This window comes from Paenibacillus dendritiformis (assembly GCF_021654795.1).
GTDB lineage: Bacteria > Bacillota > Bacilli > Paenibacillales > Paenibacillaceae > Paenibacillus_B.
The window spans coordinates 4173894-4194296 of record NZ_AP025344.1; the positions used below are offsets into that span (position 1 = coordinate 4173894).

A 20403-nucleotide genomic window follows, 5' to 3' on the forward strand; every position below is an offset into this window, starting at 1 on the left:
TGCTCGATCGTGAACAATTTTGACTTTTTTGCCGATTCGGCTTTCCTGTTTCCTTCTTGTGTATACTAACGCAAGAGTGATCTACGCTACACTGACTATAACCGTAGCTCCAAGCGGGATATCCAGCCGATACGTATGGGGCGCGGGCTGTGTTACGGCCACGGCCATTGCCATTGATGGCTTCCCAGTACGAAAAGTAAGCGGAACCGTACTATAAATGACACAAGGCTTACCAAGCGCAGACGTTATCTGCGCCTGTTGCAGCTTGCCTTCCTGCCAAGCCATATCAATGGTAAACCCACCGCGGGCACGCAAGCCGGTAACATGACCCTGCCGCCACGCAAGCGGAAGAGCCGGCAGCAGCCGGATTTCATCCCCGTGCGACTGCAATAGCATCTCTTGCATTGCTGCCGCTCCACCAAAGTTGGCATCAATCTGGAATGGAGGATGGTCGCCGAAAGTTCGGATGTACCGCTTTGCTTAATAGATTGCGTAAACCCTGATGTGCCTGCTCTCCTTCATCCAGCCTTGCCCAGAAGTTGGCAATCCACGCTTGGCTCCAACCCGTATGTCCTCCGCCATGGGCCAGGCGCCGCTGCAACGTGAACTTCGCCGCTTGTCCAAGTTCAGGGCTGCGATGAGGAATGATCTGTTCCCCTGGGTGCAAAGCAAAGAGGTGAGAAATATGGCGATGACCCGGCTCTACTTCATCATAATCAACCGCCCACTCCATAATTTGACCGTGGCGGCCGATTTGCGGCTGTGGCAGCTTACTGCGCACTTGCTTCCACTGTGCCAACAAATGTTTGTCCTCTGGGAACCCCTGTTCCATCTGCCCTTCCGCATCCCGTTGCAACAGCTCGCCAGCACGGATACATGCCGTAAACAACGCATGCAAAATTTGCGAGTCCATCGACGGTCCATAGCATAGCGCCCCGACTTCTCCCTGTTCACTGCGATACGAGTTTTCTGGTGATAGGGATGGTACGGTCACCAGCTGTCCTGAGGGCAACTCCATTAAGAAGTCTAAGAAAAATAACGACGCTTCTTTCAACACGGGATACGCACGTTCGCGCAAGAACGAAAGCGAGCCGTTATAACAATAATGCTCCCACATATGCAGCGCAATCCATGCGCCGCCCATCGGCCACATATTGGCGCTTACATATTCACCGTAAATGCCTGTATCCGCCCACAGATTGCTGCTCGTGTGGGCAAGAAATCCGCGCGCGCCATAAATGTTGCGCGCTGTGCGGCGTCCATTGATGACTAAGCGTTCAATAAAGTCAAATAGCGGCATGTGACATTCCGGCAAGTTCCCCGTCTCGGCGAGCCAGTAGTTCATTTGCAAGTTAATGTTTAGATGATAGTCCGATTCCCATGGCGGAGTATAGCTATCGTTCCAAATCCCTTGCAAGTTGGCTGGCAGAGTTCCCGGTCTGGAGCTGGCAAGCAGTAAATAACGCCCGTACTGGTAAAACAGAGCCTCCAGCCCATTGTCAGCTGCGCCTTGCCGGTATCGTTCCAGCCGCTGCGACGTGGACAAGCATTGCGGTTCAGGAATCTGCTGTTGCGGCTCCGTTCTTCTTCCTTCCTCCCCTTCCAAATCCAGCGTCACACGGGTAAACAGCGGCTTATAATCATCCAAGTGCCGCTGCTTCAATGTCTCATAGGGCACGATAGCTGCCTGTTTCGCTTGTTGCCAAGCAACAGCGTAAGCATCAGCACAGCGAAATGAAGTCTGCGCCGCTACAATAAGCGTGACGGCACGAGCTTGGCGAATATCAAGATAATTGCCCGCCGTCTGACACTGTCCGCCCTCAACTGCGGCCCGCAACACAACGGCATAACGTACGCCATCTGCTCCTAATTGTCCTTGCATGGCAATAGCCTGTCTATCCTCTGTCTGAACCATTTCACCGGTGAATGGTCTACGGTCGATTTTAGCTGCAAAGGTTAAACCTGCGGCATCGGTCGTTGTCAACCGGATGACCAGCACTTGATCGGCGGCACTAGAAAATATCTCGCGGCTGTACTGAATTGCATCTTGCAGAACTTCACCCGTTGCCTTCGTTGCCGTTCTTCCTTCCTTATCTTGCCGTCCCGCTTCATAATTCACCTGAACCAAAGCATTATCCAAATCTAACTCACGACAATAATGATGGATTGCATGAACTTCTAGATTCGTCTCAAAATCCAAAAACAAGTTGCCTAATGTCTGATAGGGGTTGAAATATTGCGGTACGTTCGTCATATGCTTTAACACTAACTTTTCTGCCTTGCGCACGTTACCCTGAAGCAACAAGTTTTTAATTTCCGGCAACGCCGCTTGCGCGCCTCTGTTATCGTTATCCCTTGCACCGCCATACCACATCGAATCTTCATTCAATTGAATCTGCTCGCGCTGTATGCCACCATATACAACTCCCCCTAAGCGCCCGTTACCGATCGGAAACGCTTCCGTCCATTTGCTGGCCGCTGTCCGCTCAAGCAAATAATAGCTGCTCATATGCTTCATTAAGCTACCCTCATTTCTATAAAAATCCTGTGTAATCGCTCGCAGATATAGAGAAAAGAGCAAGCAGCAAGGCATATATGGCCTCAGAACTTGCTCTTTATAAATTATATTTCTTTTGCCTGGCGATAGGCATGTACATAAGCGGCAGCTTTCTTCCGAATCAACGATAAATCTTTGTTCTTTACGGCTTCATTCGTCAAATCGGAGCCGATCCCTACCGCTGCCGCTCCGGCTTTTATCCATTCGCCAAGGTTATCCAACGACACACCGCCGGTTGGCATAATGTTAGCCTGCGGCAAGGGGCCTTTGATCGCCTTGATTATGGATGGCTCATACAGGTTGCCTGGGAACAGCTTGACGATATCGGCTCCAAGCTCAAGCGCTTCATTCATTTCCTTGATGGTCATTGTTCCTGGCATAACCGGTACCCGATACCGGTTACACAAGGTGACGGTCTCGGCGCTAAGGAAAGGGGACACTACGAATTGGGCGCCGCTGAGAATGGCCGCGCATGCCGTTTCAGCATCCAGCACGGTCCCTGCGCCAATAATGGCATAAGCAGATTCATCCGATGAATTCCATTTATATTTTTGAGCTAGTTTCTCAATCGCTTTCAACGCCAACGGAACGGTCATCGTAATCTCTATCACTTTAATTCCGCCGCGTATCGCTTCCTCGGCCATGGCCACAACTTCTTCTGCCGTCTCTCCGCGAAGTACGGCAACGACACCTTCCTGCACAATCTTCTGAATAAGCTGCATTTTCTTCATATCGTTCTCCTCACCCATCTCTATTTCACTTCATCGGACATTCATTTCCGTTCCCAAATCACCCTTATCGCTCAACATGCATCTTACCGGCAAGCAATCGCTCGATTTGCGCTGCACTAGGGAGACCTTCCCAATCACCAACCGTCTGGATTACCTGCGAGCCGATCAAATTACCGAGACGAACCGCCTCCTCAAGACTATATTCCCGCAGCAGACCAGCTAGAAATCCGGCGCAGAAGCCATCTCCAGCTCCTACCGTATCGACTGCATGATCAACCTTATAGTAAGGAACCGCGGACAGTTTACCGTTCTCCAGAATATAGGTTTTGTCCTCGCCGCCTTTCATAATGCTTACAGCGGACAGTTCACCGAGCTTGGCAACGATCTCATCCACCGATTCCGTCTCATACAGCAGTTTCAATTCATCTAATCCCGGCAAGAAATAATCCGCTTTTCGCGCCAATGGCAAAAGAACCTTTTGGGCTGCTTTAACATCCCATAGCTTTAAGCGCAAATTCGGATCGAAGCTCACTTTGACTCCGTGCCGCTTCGCGATGTCCATAGCTGCCGCCGCCGTCTCCGCGCAGGATGGGCTTAACGCAGGCGTGATCCCGGTAATATGCAAAATCTTTGCTCCAGCAATATATTCCTCATCCAAATGCTCCGGAGTCATTTTACTGGCCGCCGATTGCTTGCGGTAATAATAAACAGAGCTTCTTCCAGCCGCATTCTCTCGAATCATGAGTCCTGTCGGAGCTTCATCCGTGAACGAGGCGCGTGTAACATCCACGCCTTCTCCCCGCACCGTCTTATAAATCCGCTGCCCGAACGGATCATCTCCAAGCCGGCCGCACCAGCCTGCGGAATGTCCAAGCCTTGACAAACCGATCGCTACATTCGTCTCCGCTCCGCCAAAGGATGGCGTCAAATTCGATGCGTATTCCAGACCTTTTCCTCCCTCGGCGATCAATAGGGCCATACTTTCCCCGAAGGTGACCACTTCCGGATGAGAATTTCGATTCGTCATTCACCTTCACCATCCTGAACCTGGCTATTGTACACTTCGAATGCCGACAAGTTTGGCCACCAGCGCGAGCCCGTGATTCGAAGACGCAAGCGCCTGCTGCTTATGGCTGGAAAATGGCAAATTCGCTTGTGACCGATAATGGTACCCTTCAAAATTGGCTGCCACGTCCCTCTGTCAGCAGGCATATCCGCGCTTGCCTCTGTCGTTGCAGCCGTATCGGCTTGCCAATACTCCAAGCTGAAACTTTCAATCCTCTGCGTATAGCGATACTCCTGCAGTACGATATGGTCGAACGTGCGCTCCGTTCCTAAGTCGACAGTGATACTCGCCACCTCTGTGCCTTGCTCAGGAGCCCAAAATGTATCTCGATTGCCATCCAGTACATTGGCCGCTTCATGTCCAGCCATCGCTTCACTAGCCGCAGCAGATGCATCGCGCGCCACATTCGTCTCAAACGTATGGCGAATCCAAGCCCCCAACTCCTCTAACCGCTGCACATCATTCTCGTGGAGCAGACCGCGCGTATCAGCAGGAATATTAAGCAAGAGCGTGGCATTTCCTCCGACCGAACCATAGTACACCTTCCGCAGCTCATCCAGCGACTTGACTTGATCATCTTGGCTCGCATGATAGAACCATCCCGGACGAATCGACGTATCCACTTCCGCAGGGTACCAGACAAGCTCCGATACATTTGCGATAATGTCGCGGCTGCCCAAGTCTTCATCCTCTGAAGTGAAACGCTTGGCGAATTCGGCATTATCTTCCTGCTGTGAATTTTCCTGAATTCTCTCCTTATCCTGCAGCTGCGCAGGCACTACGCTCCACTCCGATTTGCGGCAATGCCCCGCCTCATTGCCGCACCAGCGCACATCCGGTCCACAAACCGAAATACACGCCTCCGGCTGCAATTCACGAATCAGGGCATAATAGCCATTCCAATCATACACTTGCCGCTTGCCGTTAGGACCTTCACCGCAAGCCCCGTCCAACCACACACAAAAAATATCCCCATACCTTGTCAACAGTTCGCGCAGTTGATTGGTAAAGTACTCATTATATGCTGGCGAATCCCCATAACAAGCCTCATGACGATCCCAAGGTGATAAATAAATCCCGAACTTCAACCCGCCTTCACGACAAGCGTCAGCCACCTCACGAACGACATCACCCTTGCCGTCTTTCCACGGGCTATTCTTCACCGAATGCTCTGTATACTCGCTCAGCCACAAACAAAACCCGTCGTGATGCTTACAAGTCAGAATCAGCCCTTTCATCCCTGCAGCCTTACAAGCGCGCACCCACTGTCGGGCATCCAACTGCGTCGGATTAAAAATATCCGGCTGCTCCAGCCCGCTGCCCCATTCCTGGTCCGTGAACGTATTTACTGAAAAATGCACAAAAGCATAAAACCCCATCTCTTGTATCGCCAACTGCCGCTCCGACGGCCGCACCAACGCCGCAGCCTTAACCTGCTCCGCACTCATTACGTTACTTCTATTCGTCACTTTATGAACACTCCATCTCTCATTGACAGTTACTTCCGGGAACGAATGTTGCCGTATGCGTCTTACCCAGCGATCCCGAAGTGTTGACTTCAATGCTAACTCCATCTTCTATCGGTGTAACTTGCATCCCAGTACCTGCAGTCAGCAGTGTCAAGTCCGGCTGACGGACTTCAATCGTCACTGTGTTCTGCTGTTGCGTTGGATCGGATATCGCAATTTTCAGTTCATCACTGTCTTCCTTCATGATGACAGTGGCAGCGGATGCAGCGCTGATGCTTTCCACCGTATCTGCACTCCAGAAATTCACAGCGGTGATGCCAAGCTGCTTATGGCGAACAGCCTGTACTGTGGATGTGTTGCTCAGCACTTCTATTGCTGCTTGTTCACTGTAAGCTTGTGTTTGTGCTGCAGTCTTCCCCGGGAGCAACACATATTCGTAACTAGCTTCTTGTGGATTATTCCCATGTTCAAAGGCGATGCTAGCATAGTTCCGCGTCAGCTTCTCTTTCGATTGACCGTTGTTAATGTCATACCAAGAGCCTGTTCTGGCCTCACGTACGACATATAATGTAGGCCCAGTTGGGAAGTAATAGCCCATATCCGCGCCAGAACCCGCACGATTGCCTGCCAGGTGCGCCCAGTTTACATCCTTAATCTCCGCTGCGTAATCCAATGCTGCAGGCACCTGTTCACCGTTAATCAAAAATGCGTTATCACCGTTGCTATTCAACTTGCGGTTATCAACAATCGTTTCCACCGTTTTTGTGGCGGCAGATGTTTTACGAATAGCTGTACCGAGGGCAACAATTTCATCATCGAACATAAACCATGATTTCTTGCCGCTTAAATTACTGCCCGTTACTTTCGTTAATGAGAAATCCATGCCGCTTGCGCTATACAAATGATCTAGTGTTGCACCGCCAACATGACTTTTCGTATTGTAATAGTACGCCCATTCGCCCGGCATCTTTCCTTCTCCAGAGCCGTCTGTCGTCGTGCCTGGCAAGCGGAAACTATTCACCGTTGCCCAAAATCCGTCGCGATATTGCAATAAGTCTTCGTTATAGATATAGGTCATGCCAAGACCGGTATCCCAACCTTTTAAATTTTCTTTATTGCCCATTTCAAAGGCAGAGATGCGGTCTGAGAACATACTGAGACCAAAAGCGTAGTCCGGACGATGATGCGCAACACGAGCCATACCGTTGAGCATATAACTGCGCGTTAACTCGCCGCGCGCTGCAACACGATCATCGTTCATTATTTGCTTCAGCAACATCACACTATAAATCGGCAAGCCTTTATAGTAATCATCAAAGGTTGTGTCCTTGCTTACCCATTCCTTCACCATACTGCGAATATTCGCGCTTATTTCCGGCGGCGCGCCCTCGGCTAACATGGCTAACGCTACAATCGTGCCGCGAGCCGTACCCGATCCGTCTCTCGAAATCCCCCGGCCGTTCACCATATCCATGTACAGCCCTTTGTAAATAACCGGTTCGAATGCATCACTTACCCACTTATAAATGTTAGCCACACGCGGGTCGGTCACAGGCCATGGTGAGTTGTTGAGCAAATACGTGATGTCCGCCGTGCGGCTGAGCCACACTGCGCCATAGCCAGCAGTGTAGGCGATATTCGCATGCTGCACCAGTGAACCATCTTCATAGACACCATCGCCATTCGTGACATAGTTAAATTCTGAACCAATCGAATCCCGTCCTTGCGTAATTTTATCGCTATTTTTGCCAATTACGCCGCGCAAAGTGACGACAAACGCTTTGTCCAGCAAATTGCCGCCCGTCTCGATAACGGAGCTATTTTGCACCCTCTTGGTTGGGTTCGGACAATATTTATCAATTGTCCGCATAAAGTTGCCTATTTGTTGATCGTTCAACTCATCATACATAAGAATCAAACAATCATTTAACAGCTGCGGCGCACCGATTTCAAATCCCCACCAGCTGCTGGCGCTGCCGTAGGATAGACGCTCGTTATAGCGCTTAGCGTACATCCAATCCAGTGCGCCAAGAATTGCATCCCGCAACTCTTGATTGTGATAGAAACGGGAGGATTCTGTGTTGTAAGCGGTTGCCAACGTTTTAATCCGCGTAAACTCACTCACTATATTGTTGGCATGCTGCTCCTTCGTATCGGCGTTATCGACAAGATCTGACCATAAGTATCGGCGGCTGCCATCATCAGCGCGAAGTGTATCGAGATAACCCGTCTTAGCGGCATTGGATACACGGTTATCCATCTCAGTTACCAGTGCCTGAATAACGGGGTCATCAGCGAGGGAAGTGTCTGCAGCTCCAACTAACTTCTGCTTCCAGCGTTCACGCAATTTTTTGTAGGCAGCTGCTGTTTCTGCGGATTCTACCTCAATGTTGCTTTGCGCCTTTATCATCTGGTCATCTGTTGCAGCAGTGACTGTTGCCGCACCCGCAGCAACTGCGGTTACATTACCAACGTTATCAACCGTAGCTACATGCTCATCGCTAGTGCTCCATATTACTTTGGGAGATAGTAAGTCCTGTGGAGTGCGGGTTAAGGTAAGCGGCTTCGTCTCCCCCACCGTCATCGTCATTGCCGCCGGTTCAAGCGTCAACATCGTTATGCCGTCATACTCCTCCAGCCGAATGTTATCAAACCACACTTTGCCGGTGCCATTTTCCAAAAACAATTCGACCAAAAATTTGGCACCGCCAGCTGGCACCGTTATAAAGACTTGCTGCATTCTCCAACCGTTCGTACCATACACCTTAGTTGAACCAGGTCCATCTATTAATTTTGTGTTAGAAGCATTCAGCACAGAAGTGCGAAAATAAGCGCCGCTGCCGCCTGCAATATTTTCGGTTTTATACCACACTTGCAAGCGGTACGATTTCCCTGATTCAACAGGCGCCTTGGCATGAATAGATACGCGGCTTGTGCGGGAAGCATCAATCAGCATCGATTGCCGGCCGCTATAATAAGCAGAGGTGTCGACCGTTACATTTACTGTTTTTTTAGCGGGCTTGCCAGAACCTGCTGGAATCCACGTGTCCCAATGAACAGGTACAGGATTCGTATCCGTATATTGAATCCAAGTACCGCTCGGCGCCGCTGTCATTTCGAAATCACCATTCGGTACTAAATTATCAGCATCCGATGACATCGCCACACCTGTGCCAACAGGCAACAACGTCACTGCTATCGCAACTATTAGTAACAAACGCAGTATCCTTTTCATTTTTCATCACTCCTCCCTCCATCCCTCAGCACCTGACTGCAAAGGCGCCCCTCTTCCCACTATTTACTCTTTCTATAGCATGGAAGATAGAGACGCCCTGTTGCAGCGGATTGCTATTTATTAGGTTACTTACTAATCGTTACTTATTCTCTTTCTCATTAATAATCTTCGTTGCTTCTTCAACCATCCATGCTTGTACTTTGTCAATTGGCTCGTTGCTAAGCATAAATTTGCTGAAGCCATCGGCAATAACTTTTGTTAAGTCAGCACTCGAAACGGTAAGCACCTTGGAAGCATCCAAATACTTAATATCGTCGCCGAACAGCGTGTACTTTAACGACTCTACATCGTACTTGTCCGTGTTTTTACCGATCATACGCTCCAGAAGTGCTGTTTGATCTGCTTTCTTCCAACCGGAAAACTCTTGTCTATTGGTTGAATCTGCGGTAGACATAAAGCGCATCAGCTTATATGCCTCTTCCTTGTGCTTCGTTGTTGCACCCATTGCTAATTGTGAACCGCCAACAAAGTATTTACCGCCCTCATAGTCTTTAGGCAAAGCATTCTGCGGAGGCAAAGGAACTGGCGCGAAAGCAGTCACAAAATCATGCGGGTACTGTTCAAGATTGCCTGGATCAGGAATCGTGAAGCTGCCTGACATGATCATCGCAGCACTCCCGCCGAAAAATTCACTGCGATAGTTAAGCTTAGCCGCTAATACATCCGCGTATGTTTTCGCTGACTTATCAACACTCTCCATGTCTTTGCGCAGTTGGAAAAAGTACGGATAGGTTGGGTCAGACAGAATTGTACTGCCATCGTCATAGCGGAACGGATCTTTCATTACCGTTTGCGCTGGCGCATTCATATACAACTCCCATGTATGGAAGTATGTCCCATACCGTTTATCTACGCCTTCGCCTTTTGTCAGCTTCTTCGCATAGTCGCGATAGTCATCCCATGTCCAGCCGAATTTGGGAACAGGCAGTCCCGCTTCATCCAACGCATCCTTATTGAGCATTACATAGGTATAACCTGATGTATATTGCATCCCGTAATATTTGCCGTCTACTTGCGGATTTACATAATACTCATCTTCCGCTTTCAAACCTTCTTTATCATAGAATTCATTGAGTGGCATAAATGCGCTGCGAACCGCTCTTTCCACGACTGCTGATGAACTTGGTAATTGAACGACGTCAACTTCATCTCCTGACGAAATAAGAAAGTCTAATTTCTTCAACATTTCTAATGAATTACCCGGGACGAGCACGACATGTTCAACTTTAATGCCAGGGTTGGCTGCTTCAAACTCACGCAGCATTGCGTCTGTAGCCCCTTCTTGGGCCTCATTATCCCAGTTATAGTACTTGAGCGTCACTTCCTTCGCCCCCGTACCTGCAGAATCGTTCGATTGTGCTGATTCGTCAGCAGCTTTGCTTCCACAAGCGCTTGTAAACATCATGAATGCCAGCAGTATGCATGTGGAAATAAGAAAATAGCGTTTTCTTTTACTTGCCATGTGCAGCTTCCTCCTAAAATTAATTATCGTATTGTTGTAATAAAGTTTCTTGTTAGCGCTTGCAGCCAGTATATAACGTTTGCAACTTGCTTGCGTGTATAATTTTGTGCTTGTGCGATAACGATTTTGACCTATTAGAAGACGCTAAAGATATCTACGGATTGATCGTGTGTCCGTATTGGCTTACCCTTTCACGCCACCAAGGGCAATCCCGCTGATAACTTGTTTCTGCAAAACAATAAACACAATCAGCAGAGGAATAATCGCTGACAATGCCGCCATCATCATAATCGCATCGTTGGTCGTGTAATCATCCCTGAACAATGTCATGCCTAGCGGAACGGTATACAATGATTTCGATTGCAGGAAGATTAACGGATTTTGATAATCATTCCACGACCAGATGAACTTAATAATCGCCACCGTCGCTATGACAGGACGACAGAGCGGAAGCATAATCGAAGTGAAGGTACGCAGATGCCCTGCACCGTCAATTCTAGCCGCTTCCAAAATTTCATCACTCACGCCGGCCATAAATTGACGCAACAAGAATGTAAAATAAATCGAAAACATACCCATCAAAATTAGTGCCGCATGGGTATCGTATAATCCCAGCCAGCGAATAAGCATGAAGCGAGGAATGAGCGTCGCTTGATCAGGAATAATCATCATTGCTAGCAACATGGCAAATACGAGGTTTCGACCGCGAAATTTCAGCTTCGTAAATGAATAGGCTGCCATCGTTGATATAAGCAGCGAAAGTAAAGTAACGATAATCGCCACTTTCAGAGAGTTCATATAAATTTGACCAAACGGTACCCTTTCCATCCATACGGCCTTGAAGTTATTGACAACATTGATGGAAGATGGAATCCACTCAATCGGAAAGCGCATCACGTCTTTTTCAAATTTGAATGCCGACGATACCATCCATAATAACGGAAAGATAAAGAAAATGGACAATATCCCCATGAACACGGTAGCGGTAATTTTAGAAATCTTATTGCGTAAGGTTAGCATCCTACTCTCCCTTTCCATTAAAATGATTCTTCTTGACGCATCTTCCACGTTGCCGCTGTAATCAGACCGATAATCGCAAATAACAGCCAAGATATTGCAGATGCATAGCCCATATTGTAGTTGACAAAACCTTCTTGATAGATGCGGAATACGATTACCGTTGATGAATTATCAGGGCCGCCTTCGGTCAAGTACGAAATAATATCGAACACTTTAAATGAGCCGATTAGCATCGTAATAAGCAAGAAAAACGTCGTTGGCCGGAGCATCGGGACCGTGATATTGAAAAATTTCTTCATCCCCGTCGCCCCATCAATTTCTGCCGCTTCATACAATTCTTCGGAAATATTGGACAGTCCCGCCATGTAAATAATAATCGTATAACCGAGCCCGGCCCACGCACTAATAATGGCGACCGAGATGAGTGATGTTTTCGGATCAACGAGCCATTTCGGGGGATTCGATACACCCAGATCCATTAGAAATTGATTGACAGGGCCTAGCGAAGGGTGGAATAAAATGCTCCACACGGCTGCCACAGCGATAATCGAGGAAATGTAAGGGATGAAGAATACGACCTTAAAGTAATCTTTGAAGTAGACTTTACTATGAATAACAACCGCCAGCACAAGCGCAATCGCAATCGGCAATGGCACGGTTAACACCGTATACACCAGGTTGTTGTATAATGCCTTCCATATCGTCGGGTCTTGAAATAAATGAATGTAGTTTTGCAAACCGGCGAATTTAATCCCTGATACCCCAGACAATAAATCCCAATCTGTAAAACTTAAATACAACGAAAACCCAAGGGCAAATACATTAAGCATCAACATGCCCACAATTTCCGGCATTAAAAACAGCCAGCCAACCAATGCTTCCTTTCTCCGCGGCGACCAAAATTTCTTCCCTACGCGCTCCGCTTGCTGCTTTGGGAGCTGATAACTTGATTTTGTCTCTTCCACTTAGGATGTCACCTCAGCTTAATAATTTGTTGACTTCATCATAAGCGGCAGACAAGAGAGAACAAAGGATGGATTATGACCTTGTGCGGGTAAAATTTTGACCTTTGTCGTGGTAATGAAACATGGAATCGGGTTGACTAAAGAGGAGTGATATAGGCGCTATCGTTTAGATGAATGCCTTGATGGGATAAGTCGGACATGGAGAGATCTGGATCACTCGAAAAGGCAGCTGATGAAAGAAACGAGGGTGTTAGATATATTCACATTGATCACGCTCGGAAGTAGACAAAATCGTGTGGAACTAGCTTGTAGAATCTCTTTTGCTTGATCCTCTCACTCGAAACATGAAAAAGCCTGTAGCTGGCAAACGTTGCCGCTACAAGCTTAAATCGGGATGGAGCAATTGCTCGAAAAAGCCAATCTGCTAATCTACCAGCATCTAACCCCGGGGGCCACACGGCTCCCATGGTTGGAGGGTCTTATGTACAGCAAGCAGACACTCTCTCAGACCTTGGCAAATGCAACATTTCCTGTTCCGGAGCGCTTAATGCTAAATTCATTCCAGATCGAGTCCTGTTCTGTCAGCAATTCTTTGCCATTCCAAAGGATATCGTAAATGTCACCCTCGTAAGCAATGGCTCGGCCAAATGCAAAGGAAATAAAATAATCCTTCCAGGATTGGAACGTATGGCTGGCGGCATCAGCAGCTCTCTCGATATACCCCCATGCCTGTTCTTCGGTGAGATAGCCAAGTATGCAGCTCCATCTTGCAATATTTACAGCGCGGTCAAAATCCCAGGCAGCAATGGTGTTCACCCGGTCAAAATCGGATGTCGCAAAGGAAAGCTTCTTCATCATCGCATCTTGGGCGGACTCATAGCATTCCTGCGATTTCCCCACTTCCTCCTCGGTAAAAGTCTGGCCTGCTTGCAACGCCATAAGAAGCTGGTCATACTTCGCACGATGCCCTTCCGTAAGCAGCCATTCCAGGGTTTGTACAGCCTCCTCCGGATTACGAACGTCCCAGGCTGAAGAAAGGCCTTCTTTCAAAATTTCATGATCTACCTTCACCGGCAGTATCCGTGGCGACTCAGACCGATACAGAGAGAGATTGGCGCCGTAGGCAAGCAAATGCTGTTTCTCCTTCGGTAACGAGTTGGCCATCTCCATTTCTGCTCGCGCTTTTTTATTCTTTTTCTCCATTCGCTTGCTCGCTGTAACCAAACCCACGATAAGTAAAATCACAATCGCCGCAATAATTCCCACAATCAGTAGAATCGTCTTCAAATCACCACGTTCCTCTCGCTGTTTTATTTGGCCGCCTGAAATGATTAAAAAAATACCTCATGATATTGTAACACAATAATTTTTGGTTTCAACTACCAACTCAGAAAACATTTTCTTCGATTTCTTGTTCCCTGAATTACCTAGCCGGAGGAAGGTCGATGAATATTGTGCTATTCATAACCTCATAACGAGATTTGAGGAATTATGGTTCTGGACTGAAAGAAGGCTAAAAAAGATAAATCATATTTTAATAGAGGTTTGTTCCGGAAACTTCAATCAATATTTTCGTGTTGAACCTGCCTCAAAAAGTACTGCCCCTTTGGGAATGAAAATAGCATGCGAACTCCTCGCCCGGTTGTTGCCGTTTGGATGGTTCCTTTTGGGGAATTGGCTGGTTACTCCGAAAAGCAAGCCCCTGTTACATTTCGTCCAGTTGCTGCCGCTGGCCGAATCGAAGCAACCGAGTCCCTTCAGATTCAAGTCGGCGTTGCCCGGATCGAGGTTCGTCCCGGTTTTGAACCCGGACGGCTGCTTTTTCCCGACGTATGCGCATATTCATTCCGGGTTAGGCAGAATCTAATGAAAGGCATGAAAAGCCTATTTTACTGGTTGAGAAAACAGACCATGAACACAGGCAGGTGAAGGTTATGGCAGAAAAAAATATTTTGGCCTATTTTAAAAGTCCGGAAGAAGCCGAAAGTGTGTCCAAAAAGCTGCAGGCGCTGCATGTCGTGGACATGTCAATTGATCGTTTCAGCATGTATCCAGCCAGTGATTCATACGGTTCGCCGAATCTAACTGGCAGCATGGGCAGTTTAACCTCCGTGACCTTCGGGGACACGCTCGGAGGTGATTCCACCAACGTTCTAGCTGCTACAAATGTATCGGCAAGCGGAATGAGTGACGGGGGGCAGGGCGGACCCACCGGAAGGGATATTTTGCTGACTGTTGTAGTGGAGGAGGAATCTTTTGACAAAGCCATGAGAATTATTGAAGATGCGGGCGGTATGGTGTAAAGGTAAACGTCAAATAAGCCCCCCTAGCGGTCAGTGAAGTGCCCCTGCCAAGCAGACAGGGGAAAAACAAAACATTAGCCTATTTCCCTCAGTTCAATTGAACAGAACTGAGGGTTTTCTTATCGTTATACAACTCGCCGATATTGGTTGGGTGACAAGCCATCAGACTCCATTCGCACACAGAGACGGTCAATGATTGCTTGAGGTTGTTCAACACACTACATTCATGAAAGAGCAGACATTCTTCCGTATCTCATCTACAGTGTGATAGAAGACGTTTTTCACTTCGTCAGCTTTGATCCACTTCCAGAGTCCCTCCACAATATTGAGTTGTGGACTGTACGGTGGAAGAAAGATAGAGGTCAGTCGCTTGTTTCCTTCAGAAACGACTCGAGCAGCTTGGCGTGATGGATTCGCGCGTTATCCAGAATCATGGTAATGGTTCCCGAAGGATACGCTTCAAGCACTTTGTTCGAGAATTTGAGAAACGTTTCTGCTGTGTACTCTTCGTCTTCATGCCAGACAATTTTCCGGTGCAATAATCGACGGTGGGGAGCAGCTTTACGCCGCGATGTTTACCGGTTGTCCGAATCACCCGTGTTTCCCCCTTCTCAAACCACGTTAGTTGGAGGGCACGGATCATGCTTTCATCTTCAAACAAAAGATGACGAATTCCGCCATTTTCAACCCCTTTTTAGATCCGGAAACGTTTCTTCGACCCAAACTGTTCTTGTTTAACAGGGTCTGCAGCGGCAAGCGTATACGTCGGTTTCATGTAGCTCAGGCCCCTACGTTTCGACAGGCCGCGCGGTAAATAGCTATATCCATACGTACGCTTAATGTAGTCTGCAATCAGTTGCAATTGAATTTGGCAGTGAATCCAACGTCCGCTGGCACCTGATTCACAATCACTTGCTTTAAAGCGTCTTGCTCTCTTTCGTTAGTCGTGGGGAGCGCTCGGGTGAGAAACGCATGACCGGACCCGACAAACCTTCTTTTTCATAGGCGCGGATGTAGAGGCGAATGGTTTTCTCCGAACGACAGATAATCGTGGCAATCTCGCGTACAGACATACCCACTAATCGTAAACGTACTGTTTGAAGTCGCTCGTACATACGGCGATCCTTCATCGCTCTCATTCATTCTTCAATCATTCCCAGCGCTTGCTTGTTATGCGTCCCAATCACCGCCTCATCTAGATCCTTTCTAAATTCGACAGAGATAGGTTAAAACCTTCTGGTATGGAAGTTCAATGGTTCAATCTATATAGAACAAAATTCATAGAATTTTTTTATCAATTCATCAATATCTTGTTTTCTAACTATTTTCCTCAACCATTCCTCAGGAATTTCATCCATTTTATAAAACATCCCCGCTAATGATCCCGTTATCGAAGCCACGGTGTCCGCATCTCCACCTAGATTCACTGCTTTTAATACAGCTTCTTTGAATGAAGTTGTATTCCCTAAACACCAAATTGCTGCTTCTAAAGTATGAACAACATATCCATCTGATAAAATTTCATCTTGCGGCACTTCAAAAAAATTCTCTTTAAAAATTCTGTTGTAATATCTTAATTCCTTTCGATACTCATGCTCTTCTCCGAAATTTTCGTTGAAAAGTTCATGTATCTCTTTTATTGACTTTTCAAAAGAATTATTATGATATAGCCTAATTAAAAACTCAATGTAAATAATGGAGCCTACTATTGCACGAGGATGTGCATGAGTAATTTCTGTATATTGCTTAATTATTTCTGTCTTTCTTATAAAATCAAACTCATTAAATAACATAAATGCCAATGGTGAAATTCTCATAATGGCACCATTGCCATTATCATTCTCATACTGACCGCCGCAATTTTTCGGTAGATTCCCTTCTTTAAATCTAGTTATTGCTTCAGCTGTAGTTCTACCAATGTCAAACATTTTTCCAAAAGGAGTCCAGTATCCTTCATCTTGATATTTAACAAACTTCTCCATTAAATTTGCGACAGTTTCTTTATTCATTAAATTTTCTATCAAGCATAATGTCAACGAAGTATCATCAGACCATGTTCCAGGAGGTTGATTATATGTGCCGTATCCGACTATATCTTGTATGTGAAATGTACCTCTTTGCCTAAATTCAACAGGTACGCCCATTAAGTCTCCAATAATACCACCATATATAGTAGGGAGTATTCGTTTTTTTATATTGAGGGCATGAAACATCTTATTATCCTCTTCCCATCTGTCTACCATTCTTTTACCTGTCATTTATTCCACCTGCTTTTATAGTATCAAATCTAAAACAACATGTAGTTTATCGTCACGCACCACTTTTACACTTTTTATTATCATTTTTTGTCCAGCATTAAAAAGCAACTCTGCTTCATCAGAATAGTTACTAATCTTTCCAATATAAGCGGCATTAGCTCCTTTTGGAACATTTATATCCCACGCGACTGTCATAAAATCAAATGAAGACTCTTTTACAATTGCAGTACTAACAAACGCATCATCTTTGAATATCTTCCCTACTAGTGAATTATAATCAATTTTCCCATTCTTATCTATTTCAAGTAAATTTTCAAAGGGTTTAAGATCTGTTCCTCTATATACTTGCATATCATGTGGGACTTTCGCTTTACGCAGTCCACTTTCGATATCCTTAATCACTTGTAGTTCTACACCATCTAAAGAATCGCTATATCCTCTCAGATAGGCATTTATTTTACTATAATCATCCCCTGTATACTGATTAATAGCTTTTATTTCGTTCACAGTTAATGATTCAAGCCAGCTATCATAATATTTGCTTCCCCATTGATCGGCTTGTTCAAGATTATTAAGGGGGAGTTTTTCTTCACTAACTCCTTTTTTACCTTCCCCCATCCCCTCAGTCCGTGGCGCTACCTCTCCTTTACTCTTGAGAGGATTCACCCTCGCCGTACCTTCAATCTGTGGCGGTGCTTCTCCTTTACCCTTGAGAGGCTTCACCCTCGCCGTACCCAGCTCATGTTCAACCTGCTTCTTCCACGCTGCCCATGAATCACCCATCGCCGACATGGTCTTGCTGTTTGCCAGCTTGTCCGCTGCCTTATACAACCCGTGCTTGGCCAACATAGACAGGTTCACTACCATCAGAGCGGTTCCCAACTGATCCAGCCGCTCCTGGTCCATTCCCAGGAACTTCGGATTGGTATACGCATTCCCGTTCTTCAGATCCGACAGCTTCTCCATGTTCACGATAATCATGGACGTTCCAAGGGCCGCATCGGCCACGGCCAGTAAATACAGGGAGGCTCCCTGCGTCGGAATCGCAGCAATGATAGCCACTACGCCAAAGAGAATGTTAAATTCGGCAACCAGTATTTGCGGGTCTATAATAAGAACCTGGAATGTGTATCGGGATAAGTATACCGTTTTTTGACTTTGCTTGCTCACATAATTTGGTTTTTGCGGAATGATATATTCGAGTTCCATTTGTTCTAGCCAAGGGCTGATCTGCTGCAGCGTATCCCTTATACCGGTGGACTCTACGAATCGCTCGATCAGTCCAGGTTTCCCGCTTGAGGTCCCCTGATGGGATGAGCCCTGACCGCCCAATACCGGAGGAGCCGGTAACATTACCTGAATTTCGGACTGCGACTTGCCGGCAGCTACCCCTTGTGCCATGACTTGCTTCGAGCGTTGCTGCCACTCATAGATAGCCGTTCGATCCCGGTCCATCTGGTCATAGGCCTGCTGCTCCTTTTCCAGTTCCGCTTGTTTCTCCTTTTTGCTCTTCTTCTCAGGCTCGACTGCGGGTGGTTTCACATATTTCTGCTGGTAGATCGTCTTCTGTTCGTCCGGCGATTTGCTGCTCATCCAGTTCCGCGCCTTTTCTGCCAGACCGGGATCGTTCTTTGCCTCCTCGGCAACCTTGCTGCGAATGTCGGCTCGTTGACTATCCGTTAACTGAACTGCCGCCTTTAATTGTAACGACAATTCAATCTCCTGTTTCATGATTTCTCCCTGAGCCAGCGTATCCAGATACAACTCTTCCAGCTCTTTTTCGGTCAGCAGCTCCATAAAGTCCACTTCGACCTTCTGGAAATCGACATGGGCGCTCTGAATTCCCACCCGATTGCCGTTCAGTACAACATACTGGTCCGTATTGGTCTGAAGCACGATCTGCTCCTCAGCGCGAATGCGGAAGCTTTCCAGAATCCCCTGCTCGCTTCCGCTGCCTGCTTCAATCTGGTTGCCCGCGACAACGAGCAGATCCTCGCTGGCATTCAGGGTAATATTCCCTTCATCCAGATGCAGACGGACCGTTCCCTTCTCGAACAGCACCCCGTCCTCGCCAAGCTGCATTCTGGCCTCGCCCGGCATTTCGAATACCTTCGTCGCGGGCTTCTGGAATACGGTCCGGCTCCTCATCTCCTCGCCGCCGCCACGAACGGAGTTGATGGCGATTGCCTGCTTCTCCGTGCCGTTAGGGAAGTAGACCTTAATTCGTGCCCCCTCATCCGGCAAACAGTGAAAAATATTGTTGCCTTCCCCCGAATACGGGAACCACCAATTGCCCTGCTCATCATGTTGATCATCGATGTCCAGGTGCACTTTCACCATATTGTTGGCCCGTTTGACTACGCGTCCTTCCAGAGACCTGCCCTGAAGCTTATCGTTGCGGCGGGATTTACGGCGCAAGCTCTGGCGCTGGACCAGCAGATACTCGTACTGCAACAAGCCGCCGGAGGCATAGCTGATGACAGACTCGGAGACCACCCATATCCGGTTCTTGAACGATACGTCTTCTCCGACATGAAAATACTGCTCGCTGGTTACCCGGTAGCTTACAAAATCGGATTCGACGAGCTTGTTAGCATCCTCGCCCTCCGCAAGGGCCTTGAACTCCTGATAGAGCGCCCGGTCCTTGATCACCGTGTATCGACGGGCATGCAGTTCCTTGCCCCAGGATAAATCCGGCACGCCGAAGTAGACACGGGGAGCATCCATTGCGACATCCGGTAAAATAACTGTGCCGACCCGGGAAGCCAGCCGCTTCAGGAACTGCCAATCCGTCTCTTCATATTGGACCAGCAGGGCTCCAGTCGATGCCTCGTCACGGGTCGCCATGTTCTGGGCATCCCCTCCGGGATAGTCCTTGGCGAGCTGCCGAATCGCATCGGTGTAGGTGAGGTGCTTGTTCTGGTACGACCGGCTCTTCGGCTTCATATCCATGATGTGAGTCCGTGAGAGCGCATGGACTTCTACCAGAGGAATTCCATCCTCCATCTGGATATCCACTTTGGCAATCCCCCCGGCGAACCAGCTCTCGGGTCTGGATTCCGTTCTCATTTGCAGTACCAGACTGTCGTTGAAGCTGCTGTGAAGAAGGCACTGCTCGGCCTCCTCTTCACTCATCCGGGCTGTAAATACGCATCGTGCATGCGCATTAAAAGTCCGCTCAACCCGGAAGCTGCGGAGGTCCTTGATCTGGTAAGGCCACTGCAGCTCAAATCCATCCCCCTGATAGATCACATTCATTATCTACATCTCCCCCCTG

At 47.7% G+C, this 20403-nt stretch carries 12 protein-coding genes and 2 pseudogenes; 1 reads left to right on the forward strand and 13 read right to left on the reverse strand.

The window, feature by feature from the left end; all coding sequences use genetic code 11:
- Nucleotides 1-81 precede the first annotated feature (81 nt).
- From L6439_RS29500 to L6439_RS18510, 10 genes and pseudogenes are all read right to left on the reverse strand, one after another.
- On the reverse strand, nt 82-405 hold the full coding sequence (locus L6439_RS29500) for a glycoside hydrolase family 95-like protein (protein WP_331253362.1): 324 nt from the start codon (nt 403-405) through the stop codon (nt 82-84).
- Between the two features lie 45 nt (nt 406-450).
- Nucleotides 451-2593, reverse strand: a pseudogene (locus tag L6439_RS18470) (glycoside hydrolase family 95 protein); the annotation flags it as partial.
- A gap of 29 nt (nt 2594-2622) precedes the next feature.
- Nucleotides 2623-3288 carry a bifunctional 2-keto-4-hydroxyglutarate aldolase/2-keto-3-deoxy-6-phosphogluconate aldolase gene (locus tag L6439_RS18475; RefSeq protein ID WP_213471653.1) on the reverse strand — a complete coding sequence of 222 codons (666 nt, stop codon included), beginning with the start codon at nt 3286-3288 and terminating at the stop codon, nt 2623-2625.
- A 64-nt stretch (nt 3289-3352) separates the two neighbouring features.
- Nucleotides 3353-4315, reverse strand: coding sequence for a sugar kinase (locus L6439_RS18480; protein ID WP_213471652.1), 963 nt, complete (start codon nt 4313-4315; stop codon nt 3353-3355).
- A complete protein-coding gene (locus tag L6439_RS18485; protein ID WP_213471651.1) occupies nt 4312-5802 on the reverse strand; it encodes an alpha-L-fucosidase in 1491 nt (496 codons plus the stop codon). Before L6439_RS18485 ends, L6439_RS18480 begins: the two co-directional genes overlap by 4 nt.
- Before the next feature lie 40 nt (nt 5803-5842).
- Nucleotides 5843-9058: a polysaccharide lyase family 8 super-sandwich domain-containing protein gene (locus tag L6439_RS18490; RefSeq protein WP_213471650.1), complete on the reverse strand. Its 3216-nt coding sequence runs from the start codon at nt 9056-9058 to the stop codon at nt 5843-5845.
- A gap of 139 nt (nt 9059-9197) precedes the next feature.
- The gene (locus tag L6439_RS18495) at nt 9198-10580 is read right to left on the reverse strand and encodes an ABC transporter substrate-binding protein (RefSeq protein WP_168179391.1); all 1383 of its coding nucleotides are present in this window, start codon (nt 10578-10580) and stop codon (nt 9198-9200) included.
- A 183-nt stretch (nt 10581-10763) separates the two neighbouring features.
- A complete protein-coding gene (locus L6439_RS18500) occupies nt 10764-11600 on the reverse strand; it encodes a carbohydrate ABC transporter permease (protein ID WP_168179392.1) in 837 nt (278 codons plus the stop codon).
- A gap of 17 nt (nt 11601-11617) precedes the next feature.
- The gene (locus L6439_RS18505) at nt 11618-12565 is read right to left on the reverse strand and encodes a carbohydrate ABC transporter permease (RefSeq protein ID WP_168179393.1); all 948 of its coding nucleotides are present in this window, start codon (nt 12563-12565) and stop codon (nt 11618-11620) included.
- A gap of 504 nt (nt 12566-13069) precedes the next feature.
- Nucleotides 13070-13852, reverse strand: coding sequence for a DUF1266 domain-containing protein (locus L6439_RS18510; protein WP_168179394.1), 783 nt, complete (start codon nt 13850-13852; stop codon nt 13070-13072).
- Between the two features lie 647 nt (nt 13853-14499).
- Between L6439_RS18510 and L6439_RS18515 the strand changes: the two genes are divergently transcribed.
- Nucleotides 14500-14868, forward strand: a complete 369-nt coding sequence (locus L6439_RS18515) for a hypothetical protein (RefSeq protein ID WP_006675789.1) — start codon at nt 14500-14502, stop codon at nt 14866-14868.
- Between the two features lie 125 nt (nt 14869-14993).
- Here L6439_RS18515 and L6439_RS18520 read toward each other — a convergent pair.
- The 3 genes and pseudogenes from L6439_RS18520 to L6439_RS18530 all read right to left on the reverse strand — a co-directional run bounded on the left by L6439_RS18520 (nt 14994) and on the right by L6439_RS18530 (nt 20384).
- Nucleotides 14994-16007: pseudogene (locus L6439_RS18520) on the reverse strand (IS630 family transposase).
- A gap of 123 nt (nt 16008-16130) precedes the next feature.
- A complete protein-coding gene (locus tag L6439_RS18525) occupies nt 16131-17126 on the reverse strand; it encodes an ADP-ribosylglycohydrolase family protein (RefSeq protein WP_143801598.1) in 996 nt (331 codons plus the stop codon).
- A gap of 15 nt (nt 17127-17141) precedes the next feature.
- Nucleotides 17142-20384: an ADP-ribosyltransferase gene (locus L6439_RS18530; protein ID WP_213471649.1), complete on the reverse strand. Its 3243-nt coding sequence runs from the start codon at nt 20382-20384 to the stop codon at nt 17142-17144.
- Nucleotides 20385-20403: the final 19 nt, after the last annotated feature.

Coding starts and splice junctions, on each gene's coding strand:
- L6439_RS29500 (WP_331253362.1), bottom strand. CDS start 405: ATGCAAGAGATGCTATTGCAGTCGCACGGGGATGAAATCCGGCTGCTG.
- L6439_RS18475 (WP_213471653.1), bottom strand. CDS start 3,288: ATGAAGAAAATGCAGCTTATTCAGAAGATTGTGCAGGAAGGTGTCGTT.
- L6439_RS18480 (WP_213471652.1), bottom strand. CDS start 4,315: ATGACGAATCGAAATTCTCATCCGGAAGTGGTCACCTTCGGGGAAAGT.
- L6439_RS18485 (WP_213471651.1), bottom strand. CDS start 5,802: ATGAGTGCGGAGCAGGTTAAGGCTGCGGCGTTGGTGCGGCCGTCGGAG.
- L6439_RS18490 (WP_213471650.1), bottom strand. CDS start 9,058: ATGAAAAGGATACTGCGTTTGTTACTAATAGTTGCGATAGCAGTGACG.
- L6439_RS18495 (WP_168179391.1), bottom strand. CDS start 10,580: ATGGCAAGTAAAAGAAAACGCTATTTTCTTATTTCCACATGCATACTG.
- L6439_RS18500 (WP_168179392.1), bottom strand. CDS start 11,600: ATGCTAACCTTACGCAATAAGATTTCTAAAATTACCGCTACCGTGTTC.
- L6439_RS18515 (WP_006675789.1), top strand. CDS start 14,500: ATGGCAGAAAAAAATATTTTGGCCTATTTTAAAAGTCCGGAAGAAGCC.
- L6439_RS18525 (WP_143801598.1), bottom strand. CDS start 17,126: ATGACAGGTAAAAGAATGGTAGACAGATGGGAAGAGGATAATAAGATG.
- L6439_RS18530 (WP_213471649.1), bottom strand. CDS start 20,384: ATGAATGTGATCTATCAGGGGGATGGATTTGAGCTGCAGTGGCCTTAC.